The sequence below is a fragment of the Actinosynnema sp. NPDC053489 genome, assembly GCF_044544865.1.
Lineage (GTDB): Bacteria > Actinomycetota > Actinomycetes > Mycobacteriales > Pseudonocardiaceae > Actinosynnema.
In genome coordinates this window covers 239,379-251,509 of record NZ_JBITXT010000006.1, presented here as the reverse complement: position 1 = coordinate 251,509, position 12,131 = coordinate 239,379, and the positions used below count along the sequence as shown (strand labels likewise).

Here is a 12,131-nt window from a genome sequence, read left to right as displayed (position 1 = left end):
TGAGGAACGCCGGCCGCCACCTCCGGAGAGGTGGCGGCCGGCGTGGTGACCCGGGGGTGGCGGCTAGTGCGCGACCGCCTTCTCGGCGCCGACGCCGGTGAGGGCGCGCACCTCCATCTCCGCGTACTTGTCCTTGTCCCGCTCCTTCGACAGCACCGTGCCGAGGTAGCCGAGCAGGAACGACAGCGGGATGGACACGATGCCGGGGTTGTCGAGCGGGAACCAGTGGAAGTCCACGCCCTGCAGCATCGAGGCGCTCTTGCCGGTCGCCGGGTTGACCGGCTTGCCGGACACGACGGGCGAGAACACGATCAGCACGACCGTGATGCCCAGGCCGCCGTAGATGCTCCACAGCGCGCCCGAGGTGTTGAAGCGCTTCCAGAACAGCGAGTACAGGATCGTCGGCAGGTTCGCCGACGCCGCCACCGCGAAGGCGAGCGCGACCAGGAAGGCGATGTTCTGGCCGTTGGCCAGGATGCCGCCGAGGATCGCCACGATGCCGATGACGACCGCGGTGCGCCGGGCGACCTTCACCTCGGCGTCCTTGTCCTCCACCGCGCCCTTCTTGATGATGTTGGCGTAGATGTCGTGCGCGAACGACGCCGACGCGGTGATCGTCAGGCCGGCCACCACGGCGAGGATCGTCGCGAACGCGACCGCGGCGATCAGGCCGAGCAGGATCGGGCCGCCGAGGGCCTCGGCGAGCAGCGGGGCCGCCGAGTTCACGCCACCGGGCGCCTTGTTGATCTTGTCGGAGCCGACCAGCGCCGCCGCGCCGTAGCCGAGCACCAGGGTCAGCAGGTAGAAGACGCCGATCAGCCAGATCGCCCACACCACGGAACGACGGGCTTCCTTCGCGGTCGGGACCGTGTAGAAGCGCATCAGGATGTGCGGCAGGCCGGCGGTGCCCAGCACCAGCGCGAGCGCCAGCGAGATGAAGTCGAGCTTGCTGGTCTCGGTCTTGCCGTACTGCAGGCCGGGGCCGAGCAGCTTGTCCGACACCGAGCCGAGCAGCGACGACAGGTTGAACCCGTACTTGGCGAGCACCCAGACCGTCATCAGGCCCGCGCCGGCGATCAGCAGCACGGCCTTGATGATCTGCACCCAGGTGGTGCCCTTCATGCCGCCGATGAGCACGTAGGCGATCATCAGCGCGCCGACCACCGCGATCACGACGGCCTGGCCGCCCTTGCCGGTGATGCCGAGCAGCAGCGCGACCAGGCCGCCGGCGCCCGCCATCTGCGCCAGCAGGTAGAAGAACGACACGGCCATCGTGGACGTGGCCGCCGCCGCGCGGACCGGGCGCTGCCGCATCCGGAACGCCAGCACGTCGCCCATCGTGTACTTGCCGGTGTTGCGCAGCAGCTCCGCGACCAGCAGCAGCGCGACGAGCCACGCGACCAGGAAGCCGATGGAGTACAGGAAGCCGTCGTAGCCGTTGACCGCGATGGCGCCCGCGATGCCGAGGAACGACGCGGCGGACAGGTAGTCGCCCGCGATCGCGATGCCGTTCTGGGGACCGGTGAACGCGCGGCCGGCGGCGAGGTAGTCGGCGGCCGTCTTCGTGTTGCGGCTCGCGCGGATGACGACGACCAGGGTCGCCGCGACGAAGAGGCCGAAGATGCCGATGTTGAGCAGGGCGTTGCCGTTCACGCGCGACCCCCTTCGAGTTCGTTGCGGAGCTTCTCCGCCATGGGGTCGAGCTTCTTGTTCGCGTGCCGCACGTACAGCGTCGTGATGACGAACGTGGACACGAACTGGAGCAGGCCGAGGATCAGGCCGACGTTGATGTTGCCGACGACCTTCGTCGACATGAAACCGTGGGCGTAGTCGGCGAGCAGGACGTACAGCAGGTACCAGGCCAGGAAGAGACCGGCCATGGGGAACACGAAGCTCCGCAGCCGCCGGCGCAGCTCGCGGAAGTCCGGGCTGTCCTGCACGTCCACCCAGTTGTGGTCCCGGGCTTCGGCTGGGGTGTGCTGCTCAGAGGTGCTCACGGTCCCCTCCTCGCGTACTTGACGACGGTGTGAACGGCACGTAAGTCCTCCTGGTGCGTTCCTGATACGCCGTGCACCGTAGGGAGACCCCGGTCACGCCTGAAAGACCTTTCGTGTGACCTTGCGCTCAACAGTCGAGTGATGCGATGAGCGGTAGTAATGCTGAGACGAACAACCACTCAGGTGATCGAGATCACCGGTAGCCGGATCGGTGTGCTTTTCTTCACCCGATCGAGACCTACCCATACTCTCGGCGACAGAGCGGGAAGCGGCCCAGGTCATCGCGGGTGGCAGGCTCCCGGGACGCCCGCCGACCAGGCCCGCCGCAGCGGCCCGGTGTGAGGCGGTTCACGGCCTCAGGACGACGCCCCACCGCGCTCGCGCGGCTGCTCCTCGGCCGCCCCGAACCGCTGCACGTCCCGGTCCCGCATGAACCCCAGCGGATCGGGCGCGTGCAGCCGCAGCAGGACCTGGTTCACGTCGTCGGGCCTGCGGCGCGCGGTCAGCCTGCTGATCATCACCATGGTCAGGAACGACACCGGCACGGTCACCAGCGCCGGCTGCGCGAACACCGACGGCGCCCAGTGCCCGGTGTAGGAGCTGACCACCGACACCACCTGCGAGCCGATCACCAGCCCGCCGCCGACGACCAGGCCCGCCATCGCGCCCACCCACGTCAGCCCGCGCCACCAGATGCCCAACAACAACAAGGGGCAGAACGTCGACGCGGCCAGCGCGAACGACATCGCCACCGTCAACGACGCGTCCGCCCGCGGCAGCACGAACGCCAACCCGATCGCCACCGCGCCGGTCAGCACCGTCGCCCACCGGAAGTCCCGCACCTTGCCCGGCAGGATGTCCGTCGACACCACCCCGGCCACCGACACCAGCAACCCCGACGACGTCGACAGGAACGCGGCGAACGCGCCCGCCGCCACCACCGCGCCCAGCACCTGCCCCAGCGGGTTCGGCGCCATCGTCGTCGGCAGCAGCAGCACCGCCGCGTCCGTCTTCCCCGTCACCAGCAGCTGCGGCAGGTACTGGCGGGAGATCACGCCCAGCACCGTCGGGAACAGGTAGAACAGGCCCAGCAGGTACAGCACGTGCAGCGCCGTGCGCCGCGCCGCCCGCCCGTCCGGGTTGGTGTAGAACCGCACCAGCACGTGCGGCAGCCCCATCGTGCCCAGGAACGTCGCGAAGATCAGCGAGTACGTCTCGAACAGCCCGGACAGGCCGTCGGTCTGGGGTCGCAGCCAGTCGTGGTTCGTCGTCGGGGAACCCTCGACCACCGGCACCGGCGACCCCGCCGCGAACCGCAGCTCGGTGTCCGCGCCCACCTCGTACCGGCCCGGCGTCCAGTACACCGGCCCGTCGGCGGGGTGGCCGTTCACCACGCCGGTCGCCGACAGCTCCACCGGCACGTCGACCCGCACCCGCACCGGGTCGGCGGTGGTGACCTCGACCCGCTCGGGGAACCGCAGCACGCCCGCGTCGTCCACCGGCTGCGCGCCGTTGCCCGGACCGGCCAGGAACAGCGTGAACAGCACGAAGGTCGGCGCGGCGATCGCGAACAGCTTGCCCCAGTACTGGAACGCCTGCACCAGCGTGATCGCGCGCATCCCGCCGCCGAGGACGTTCACCACGACGATCGCGGTCACCAGCGCACCGCCCAGCCACGCGGGCAGGCCGGTGATCGTGTTCAGCGTCAACCCGGCCGACTGCAGCTGCGGCACCAGGTACAGCACGCCGATGCAGATCACGAAGAACGTGCAGAACTTGCGCAGGTTCGACGGGCCCAGCCGCGCCTCGGCGAAGTCCGGCAGCGTGTACGCGCCCGACCGCCGCAGCGGCGCGGCCACGAACAGCATCATCGCCAGGTACCCCGCGGTGAAGCCGATCGGGTACCACAGCGCGTCGATGCCGTCCTTGAGCACCAGCCCCGCCACGCCCAGGAACGACGCCGCCGACAGGTACTCGCCGGAGATCGCGGCGGCGTTGCGGGTCGCCGGCACGGCGCGGCGGGCCACCAGGAAGTCCGGCGTCGTGTTGGCGCGCCGGGAACCCACGTAGCCCAAGGAGAACGTCAGCACCGCCATGACGCCGACGAGCACCAGGCTCCACGGGTTGTCGATCACCGGTCCACCGAACTCACGAAGTCCTGCTCGTGCCGCTCGGCGAGTCTTCGGTACGCGTAGCCCACGCCGTAGCACAGCGGGAACGGCAGCAGGCCCAGCAGCAGCCACGGCAGCCGCACCCCGCCGAACTGCACCTCCGACAGCCACGGCAGCAGGTAGAACGCCAGCGGCAGCAGCGCCAGCAGCAGCAGGGTGCCGCCGCCCAGCGCCAGCCCCGTGCGCAGCTGCGTCCGGATCAGGTCGCGGATCAGCTTCTCGCCGACGCTGGTCTGCTCCTCCAGCTCGATGATCGTGCGCAGCACCCGCCCGCGGCCGCGCGGGTCCGCCAGCACCACCCGCCGGCGGCGGTTCTTGCGCGCCGACACCGACAGCCAGGCGTCGCGCTCGGCCGGCTGCGGCTGGTCCGGTTGCCCGGGGGGGCCGGAGTGCTTGGTCATCCCCAACTGCTCTTGGGGGGCCGCACGATCCTCTCCTTCAGCTCACGCGTGTGCCGCCGGCTCACCGGCAGCTCCTTCGCGCCGTCACCCGAGCCGATCACCACGGCGTACCCGTTCGACGTCATCCGCAGCTCGGTCACCAGCGGCAGCGCCACCAGGTAGGACCGGTGGATGCGGACGAACCCGGCGTTCTCCCAGCGCTCCTCCAGCTGCGCCAGCGGGATGCGCACCAGGTGGCTCGCGCCGTCGCTGGTGTGCAGGCGGGCGTAGTCGCCCTGCGCCTCGACGTAGCGGACGGTCGCGCGCGGCACGAGCTTGATGGTGCCACCCAGCTCGACCGGGATCACCTCGTCGTCCTGCGGCTCGGCCGCGGCGGGCTCGGGGGTGGCCGCCGGCGTCGCGGCGACCCGGTCGACCACCCGCGAGATCGCCTTGTTGACCCGGTCGGAGTTGATCGGCTTGGTCACGAAGTCCAGCGCGCCCACCTCGAAGGCCACCACGGCCTCCGAGTGCTCGACGCCCGTCACGAACACCAGCGCCGGCGGCTGGCGGAACGCGCCCAGCACGCGCGCGAGGTCCGTGCCGCTCAGCCCCGGCATGTTGATGTCGGCGAACACGGCGTCGACCGGCGGCAGCCCCGCCCGGGTGCGGTCCATCACCTCGACGTCGTAGTCACCCCGCAGGATGCGCAGCGCCTCGGCCGCGTCGAAGGCCGTGAGCACGCGTCGGATGTGCGGGCTGCTCTCGAGCAGGTACTTGATCTCGCTCAGACCAGGCGCCTCGTCGTCCACCGCCAGAACGAGGAGGCCGGTGTTGTCCGTGCGGTTGTTCACTGGGGTACTCACTGTGCCGCGCATCTTGCCGACCCGGCGGGGTCGCTGTCTACGCCGGTCGCCGGACGGCCGCGAGGCCGTGACCTCACAAGCCGAATCGCGACCAGCGCGCCCGCTCCTCCAGCGCCGCCAACCCCTCCACCAGGAAGTCCCCCGATCGGGTGGTCGCGCCGGCGAGCCCGAGCCGGGCCAGGAACGGCCGGCGCGGCTCGGCGACGACGATCTCCGCGTCCGGGTAGCGCCGGGCGACGACACCGCGCAGGGTGCCCAGCCCGTCCACCAGGCCCAGCTCGACCGCCTTCGCGCCCGTCCACACCTCGCCGTTGAACAGCTCGTCGTCGGTCGCCCGCAGCTTCGCGCCCCGGCGCTCCTTGACCCAGGCGACGAACTGCTCGTGCAGCTGCGCCTGCAGGCCCTTGAGCCACTCGACGTCCTCGGGCTTCTCCGGGCTGAACGGGTCCAGCCGCACCTTGTTCTCACCCGCCGTGTGCACGCGCCGCTCGACGCCGTAGCGCTCGATCAGCCCGTTGAGGCCGAAGCCCGCGCTGACCACGCCGATCGAGCCGACCAGCGACGTGCCGTGCGCGTAGACCTCGTCGCCCGCGCAGGCCAGCCAGTAGCCGCCGGATGCCGCCAGGTCCTCGCAGAACGCCAGGACCGGCACCCGCTTCTTGGCGGCCAGCTCGCGGACGCGCTCGGCGACCAGCGCCGACTGGGTCGGCGCGCCGCCCGGCGAGTTGATCAGCAGGGCGACCGCGACCAGGCGGTCGTGCTCGAAGGCGCGGGTCAACGCGCTCTCGGTGGTCTGCATGCTGATGGTGTTGCGGGCCACCGGCGTCGGGGTGGGGGTGATCACGCCGTGCAGGCGGACGGCGGCCACCACCGGGCCGCGCTCGGTCCGCTCGGCGACGATCCTGGGGAGCCGGGCCGCGATCTTGTCCGTCACGCTCATGCCCCCGACCTTACGTGTGGCGCGGGCGGTGGAGTGGCACAGCTAACATCGACCGGTGACGTTCAACCCGTTCCGGTGGCTCGAACGGTACGTCGAGTGGTGGGACGACCGGGGCCGCAAGAACGCGGACGGCCCCACCGCGATGCACGTCTACTGGATGTGGATCGCCTGGAGCGCCTGCGCGGTCATGGTGGTGACGGTCCTGGCCGTCGCCGCGTGATCAGGCCCGCGTGATCAGGTCCGCGTGATCAGGCCCGCACGGCGGGCTGCTCGGTCGTGTCCTCCAGCCTCGGCGGCACCAGCGGCAGGTTCGTCTGCACGCCCGGCCGGTACTTCGGGATCTTCAGGATGATCTTCATGCCGGCGTCCGGCGCGGTCTCCACGACCAGCGCGTAGTCGTCGCCGAACACCGCCCGCATCCGGTGGTTGATGTTGCCCAGGCCGACGTGCGCGCCGGTCTGGTGGGCGTCCTTGAGGTCGTCGAACAGGCGGTCCGGGTCCATGCCCACGCCGTCGTCCTCGACCGAGATCAGCGCCTCCGCGCCGTTGTCCTCGGCGATGATCGTCAGCTCGCCGCCGGGCTTCTTCGCCAGGCCGTGCCGCACGGCGTTCTCCACCAGCGGTTGCAGCACCAGGAACGGCAGCACGACCTGGAGCACCTCGGGCGCGATCTTCAGCCGCACGTTGAGCCGCGAGCCGTACCGCGCCTGCTCGATGGTCAGGTAGCGGTGGATGTTGGTCAGCTCGTCGGCCAGCGTGGTGAAGAAGCCGTCGGTGCGGAAGGAGTACCGGGTGAACTCGGCGAACTCCTGCAGCAGCTCGCGCGCGTGCGCCGGGTCCGTGCGGATCAGCGACGAGATCGTGTTCAGCGCGTTGTAGACGAAGTGCGGGGAGATCTGCGCCCGCAGCGCCCGCACCTCGGCCTGCGCCAGCGCCTGCCGGGACTTCTGGAGCACCTCCAGCTCGAGCTGCGTGGAGACGAACCGCGCGGTCTCCTCCGCCATCCGGATCTGCCGCTTGTTCGCCACCCCGCTGACCACGATCAACGTGCCGGCGACGTCGTTCTCCACCACCAGCGGCACGATCACCGCGCTGTGCAGCGAGCACGGGCCGGGCAGCTCGCAGTCGAGCTTGCGGTGCTCGACGTGCTCCTTGTGGCCCTCGCCGATGGCGCGCTCGATGTAGCTGCGCAGGAACTCGTAGTGGTCGTTCGCGCCGCCGTCCCACGACAGCAGCGTCCCCTCGTGGTCGGTGATGCCGACCGCGACGCACCGCAGCATCTCCCGCAGGTGCGGCGTCGCCTTGTTCGCCGCGTCCTCGGTCAAGCCCTCGCGCAGGTCGGCCGACGCCTTCGACATGCGGTGCAGCATGTCCATCACGGCGTCCTCGACCGACGTGCTCACGCGGCGGGCGCGGCACAGCATCACGAAGAGACCGAGGACGGCCAAGGTCGCGATGAGTCCGAGCACCGCGCGCTCGGTCAGGAGGTCCCGCACGGCGTCCATGCTGTGCCGTGGGGGCGGTTCAGGCAAGGGGCTCGACCGCGCGAGGGGTGCACATCCGATGAATTGGGGGCGACCGTGGCCGAGTGCCTACCCAATCGGGTGATCAAGAACCTCCTTGATCACGGAGCGTGGGTGCGACCCGATCACTCGGGTCGCACCGCGGGCCACGGCCCTCACCGGATCAGCGGTCACCGGGCGGGTTCGTCGTGGTCTCCGCCGTGGTCGTCGTGGTCGTGGTGGTCGTGGTCCTCTGACAGCCGAGGTTGCGCACCAGGTCGGCCAGCTCCGGGCGGTCGATGAGGTTCAGCCGCTGCAGCACCTCGCAGATCACCTGCGAGACCTGGTCCTGGGACAGCTGCGGCGGCTGTTTCTCCTCCGGGGAGGCGGCCGAGACGGCGATGGTCGATCCGGCGAACGTGGCCAGTCCCATGGTGGCACCGATGAGCGCGGCGGCGAGGCGCTGGTCCATGACTCCTCCAGGTGGTCGATCCGACTCCTGGAGTAGTTCCCGACGAGAGGCCGATCAGCCGACGAACGGAGCAAGCCACTCGTCCGTGTGACCTACTTGAGCAACCGCGACATCCGCCGGTCCGCCAGCGGCCTCCCGCCCGTCTGGCACGTCGCGCAGTACTGGAAAGCCTTGTCCGCGAACGACACCTCGCGCACCGCGTCACCGCACACCGGGCACGGCAGGCCGGTCCGCGCGTGCACCCGCAGCCCCGACCGCTTCTCACCCTTCAGCGTCGCCGACCCCTGGCCGACGGACCGCGACACGGCGTCGGTCAGCACGCCGATCAACGCCTCGTGCAGCCGGTCCAGCGCCTCCGCCGGCAGCTTGCCCGCCGTCGCGTACGGCGACAGCCGGGCGGTGTGCATGATCTCGTCGGAGTAGGCGTTGCCGACGCCCGCGATCAACGCCTGGTCGGTCAACGCCGTCTTCAGCCGCTCGGTGCGGCCGGCGAACAGGTCCTCGAGCTGCGTGCGGGTGATCGACAGCGCGTCCGGGCCCAGCCGCGCGATGCCCGGCACCTCCGCCGGGTCGCGCACCACCCACGCCGCGAGGCCCTTCTTCGTGCCCGCCTCGGTCAGGTCGAACCCCGGCCCCTCCCCCGGCGGGCCCAGGTGCACGCGCAGCGCCAACGGGCCCCGGCCCGGTTTCGGCGGCGCCGCCGACAGGTGCTCCGACCAGCGCAGCCACCCGGCCCGCGCCAGGTGCACCACCAGGTGCAGGCCGTCGCAGTCCAGGTCCAGGTGCTTGCCGAACCGGCCCGCGCCGGTCACCTCGCGCCCCTGGAGGTCGGTCCACGGCGGCGTGAACGTCTTCAACACCTGCAACGACGCGACGTCCACCCGGTGCACGCGCCGTCCAACGGCGTGCTCGCGCAGGTGGTGGGCGAGCGCCTCGACCTCGGGCAGTTCCGGCACCCGACCAGTGTCACCCGCGAACGGCGATCAGTCGACCGGCTGCAGCGGGCCGTCGAGATCGGGCAGCGAGTACATCTCGATCTTGCGGGCCACGTTGGCGACCTCGTTGCGCACGGTCAGCACCCCGCGCACCGAGCCGACCCACCGCTCCGGCGGCAGCTCCTCGGTCTTCTTCGACTCGGCCACCACCAGCCACGGCCGCCGCACCGCCCAGCGCGCCGGGAAGAACAGGAACACCAGGACCAGCGCCACGATCAGCCACGACGGGACCACGACGTCCTCCGGCGTCCACAGCACGAGGATCACGCCCATGGCGATGACCAGCCCCAGCATGAGCACGCCCGGCCCCTGGCCGCCGCTCACGTCGTGCTCGAAGTCGGCGTCGGCCGACGGGTTGCGCCACTCGATCCGGCTGCGCACCGTCCACATCCGGCCGTCAGCCCCGCGCACCAGCCGCGTCATCACCGTCTCCTCAGACGTCGAGCGATCACTCAGCGTTCTCCACGCTACCGGCAAAGTCTTGCACCTCGCGGGTGAATACCCGTGGTCACGCGGGGACGAGCGGGGTCGGCGTCGGGCGCAGCGTCACGGTCGTCGGCGTGACCGGGGGTTTGGTCGTGGTCTCCGCGGACCCCGTCGGTCCGCCGCCGGCCGGCGTGGTCGGCGTGGTCGGGGCGGTGGTCGCCGTCGTCGTCGTGGTCTGGGCGGTGGTCGTCGTGACCAGGAGCACCGTGCCGGTGCCCGACGCGGACGTGGTCGGCGGCACGCCCAGGGAGCGGGCCTCGGCCGGCGGCGGGGTCGACCCGGTGGTCTCCACCGGCGGCGGGGAGGACACGGCCGCCGTCGTGGTGGGCGGTGGCACCGGTGGCACGCGCACCGCGTTCGTGCGCAGGACGTGCTGCGCCTCGGCCGGCGGCCGCGTCGGGGACGTCGCGCTGGTGGCCGTGCCGGTCGTGGTGGTGGTCGTGGTCGAGCACAGCGCCAGCACGTTCCCGTCGGGCGCGCCGTCGGGGCCCGCCTGCACCAGCGCCGGGCCGGGCGTGCCGGTGAACGTCCCGGCCACCACCCCGAACAGCCCCACGGCAGCGGCCGACGCGGCGGCCGCCAGCGCCAGCTTCACCCGCCCGGTGAGCCACGCGGCCTTGCCCAGCACGGCGGGGCCGAACGCCGTCGAACCCAGCGCCGTCGGGCCCAACGCCGTCGAACCCAGCGCCGTCGAACCCAGCGCCGCGGGGTCCAGCACCGTCGGGCCCAACGCCGCGGGGTCCAGCACCGTCGGGCCCAACGCCGTCGGGCCCAGCAGCGCGGTCGCCGCCACGGGCACGGCGGTGCTCGCCGCGTGCGCCCGCAGCGTGGAGCAGACCTCGACCAGCTCGGCGTGCAGCGCGTTGCACGAGGAGCAGGTCCGCAGGTGCTTGCGGATGCGCTTGCCCTCCGTGCCCTGGGCGCCGCCCGCCGTGTACGCGCCGAGCTTGGCGACCACCGGCCCGCACGCGCGCGGCCCGGCGTCCTCGGCGAGGTGCGCCTGCAGGTAGGCCGCCCGCAGCCCCTCCCGGGCGCGGCGGGCCAGCGCCGCCATCGCGTTCGGGCTCAGGCCGAAGCTCGGCGCGACCGCGGCCGGCCGCTCGCCCTCCACCTCGACCTGCCACAGCACCGTGCGCCACCGCTCGGGCAGGCTCGTGAACGCGCGCGAGATCAACGCCTGGTCGGGCCGGTTCGCGGTCACGTCCGGGAACGGCTCGACCCGCAGGCTCAGCTCCTCGTCCGCCACCGGCACGTCCCGCCGCCGCCCGCTCCACTCCCACGCGACCCGCCGCGCGACGGTCAGCAGGTAGGTGCGGACGTGGTCGGTCGGCCCGTTGCCCCGGCGGATCGCCTGGAGCACCCGGAAGAACGCCTCCGCGGTCAGGTCGTCGGCCTCGGCGTGCTCGCGCACGTGCCGCAGGGCGAACCGGCGGACGGCGTCGACGTGGCGGGTGAACAGCTCGCCGAACGCGCCGTCGTCCCCCGCCCTGACCCTGGCGAGCAGTTCCCGGTCGAAATCGGCATCTCCGGCCATCCCGCCCCGGCACCTCCCGCCCCGCTGTGGTCCACCGGCCAAGATGCCACAGCCGCGCGGTCCCGGTCCGAAGCGATAGCGACCCGATACCGAACACCGACGGACGGCGTCGACCGTTCGGCCCAGTCCGGGCACCCGACCACCCCCGTCGAGGCGCTCGCGCTGGGTGACGGACCGATCACGGGTCGGCGTCGGGTGGTGGCCGATCGCGCTGCGGCCGCGCGGGCGACGAGTACGCTCCTGCCGCGTGGTCGACTGGCGCGCGAGGGCTTCCACCCTCCTCCCCGAGCTGAGCGCCCTCGTGGAGCGCGAGTCCTGGTCCTGCCACGTCTTCCTGTCCGAGCTGTGGCAGTTGGCGCTGGACGCGCACCGCGACGGCGACCACGAGGTGCTGCGCCGCGCGTACGGCTTCGCGCACTGGTGCTTCCGGCAGCCGGAGCGGTTCCTGTCCGACGCGTCCGTGGTCAGCTTCTACGAGCACGTGTTCGACGAGTGGGAGCTGCGCGACGAGGTCGCGCCGTGGCTGCCGGCCGAGGTCGTGGACCGGGTCAGGCCGCTGTGGGAGTGGCGGTGGCCGAAGGAGCGGTTGACCGAGGTGGACCGCCTGCTGACCCGACCGGGACCCCCGGTCGAAACGCGGTTTGACGGTGGTCTATAGTTGTCCCCAGCAGGCGGATGTAGCGCAGTTGGTAGCGCATCACCTTGCCAAGGTGAGGGTCGCGAGTTCGAGTCTCGTCATCCGCTCTCGAAACGGGGAGTGCTCTTTCTGAGCACTCCCCGTTTTCGTC

The 12,131-nt window shown here is 71.6% G+C and carries 13 protein-coding genes and 1 tRNA gene; 3 read left to right on the top strand and 11 right to left on the bottom strand.

The genetic code is table 11. From position 1 onward, the window contains the following. Positions 1-63: 63 nt before the first annotated feature. From ACIGNX_RS16020 to ACIGNX_RS15995, 6 genes are all read right to left on the bottom strand, one after another. Entirely contained in the window at positions 64-1,653 is a 1,590-nt protein-coding gene (locus ACIGNX_RS16020; RefSeq protein ID WP_396540563.1) for a cation acetate symporter, read from the bottom strand. Continuing rightward, complete coding sequence (locus tag ACIGNX_RS16015; RefSeq protein WP_396540561.1) at positions 1,650-1,997, bottom strand: DUF485 domain-containing protein; 348 nt, start codon at positions 1,995-1,997, stop codon at positions 1,650-1,652. The genes ACIGNX_RS16020 and ACIGNX_RS16015 overlap by 4 nt, the downstream gene beginning before the upstream one ends. Before the next feature lie 356 nt (positions 1,998-2,353). Further along, positions 2,354-4,093, bottom strand: coding sequence for a cation acetate symporter (locus ACIGNX_RS16010; protein ID WP_396541059.1), 1,740 nt, complete (start codon positions 4,091-4,093; stop codon positions 2,354-2,356). Between the two features lie 35 nt (positions 4,094-4,128). Next, positions 4,129-4,569, bottom strand: a complete 441-nt coding sequence (locus tag ACIGNX_RS16005; RefSeq protein WP_396540560.1) for a hypothetical protein — start codon at positions 4,567-4,569, stop codon at positions 4,129-4,131. Further along, positions 4,566-5,426, bottom strand: coding sequence for a LytR/AlgR family response regulator transcription factor (locus ACIGNX_RS16000; RefSeq protein ID WP_396540558.1), 861 nt, complete (start codon positions 5,424-5,426; stop codon positions 4,566-4,568). The genes ACIGNX_RS16005 and ACIGNX_RS16000 overlap by 4 nt, the downstream gene beginning before the upstream one ends. Positions 5,427-5,487: 61 nt before the next feature. Next, positions 5,488-6,354: a S49 family peptidase gene (locus ACIGNX_RS15995; RefSeq protein WP_396540556.1), complete on the bottom strand. Its 867-nt coding sequence runs from the start codon at positions 6,352-6,354 to the stop codon at positions 5,488-5,490. A 55-nt stretch (positions 6,355-6,409) separates the two neighbouring features. On the opposite strand from ACIGNX_RS15995, the gene ACIGNX_RS15990 reads away from it, so the two are divergent. Then, positions 6,410-6,574, top strand: a complete 165-nt coding sequence (locus ACIGNX_RS15990; RefSeq protein ID WP_396540554.1) for a hypothetical protein — start codon at positions 6,410-6,412, stop codon at positions 6,572-6,574. A gap of 28 nt (positions 6,575-6,602) precedes the next feature. On the opposite strand, the gene ACIGNX_RS15985 is transcribed toward ACIGNX_RS15990, so the two are convergent. The 5 genes from ACIGNX_RS15985 to ACIGNX_RS15965 form a co-directional block, all read right to left on the bottom strand. Beyond that, on the bottom strand, positions 6,603-7,859 hold the full coding sequence (locus ACIGNX_RS15985; protein ID WP_396540552.1) for a sensor histidine kinase: 1,257 nt from the start codon (positions 7,857-7,859) through the stop codon (positions 6,603-6,605). A gap of 181 nt (positions 7,860-8,040) precedes the next feature. Then, entirely contained in the window at positions 8,041-8,328 is a 288-nt protein-coding gene (locus tag ACIGNX_RS15980; RefSeq protein ID WP_396540550.1) for a hypothetical protein, read from the bottom strand. A gap of 92 nt (positions 8,329-8,420) precedes the next feature. Then, complete coding sequence (locus tag ACIGNX_RS15975) at positions 8,421-9,284, bottom strand: DNA-formamidopyrimidine glycosylase family protein (protein WP_396540548.1); 864 nt, start codon at positions 9,282-9,284, stop codon at positions 8,421-8,423. Between the two features lie 27 nt (positions 9,285-9,311). After that, a complete protein-coding gene (locus ACIGNX_RS15970) occupies positions 9,312-9,746 on the bottom strand; it encodes a DUF983 domain-containing protein (protein ID WP_396540546.1) in 435 nt (144 codons plus the stop codon). Positions 9,747-9,831: 85 nt separating this feature from the next. After that, positions 9,832-11,343, bottom strand: coding sequence for a sigma-70 family RNA polymerase sigma factor (locus ACIGNX_RS15965; protein WP_396540544.1), 1,512 nt, complete (start codon positions 11,341-11,343; stop codon positions 9,832-9,834). Positions 11,344-11,590: 247 nt separating this feature from the next. Here ACIGNX_RS15965 and ACIGNX_RS15960 point away from each other — a divergent pair, with 247 nt between their 5' ends. Together ACIGNX_RS15960 and ACIGNX_RS15955 are read left to right on the top strand one after the other, a co-directional pair. Next, the gene (locus tag ACIGNX_RS15960; RefSeq protein ID WP_396540542.1) at positions 11,591-12,001 is read left to right on the top strand and encodes a hypothetical protein; all 411 of its coding nucleotides are present in this window, start codon (positions 11,591-11,593) and stop codon (positions 11,999-12,001) included. Between the two features lie 13 nt (positions 12,002-12,014). Further along, a tRNA-Gly gene (locus tag ACIGNX_RS15955) sits at positions 12,015-12,087 on the top strand. Positions 12,088-12,131: the final 44 nt, after the last annotated feature.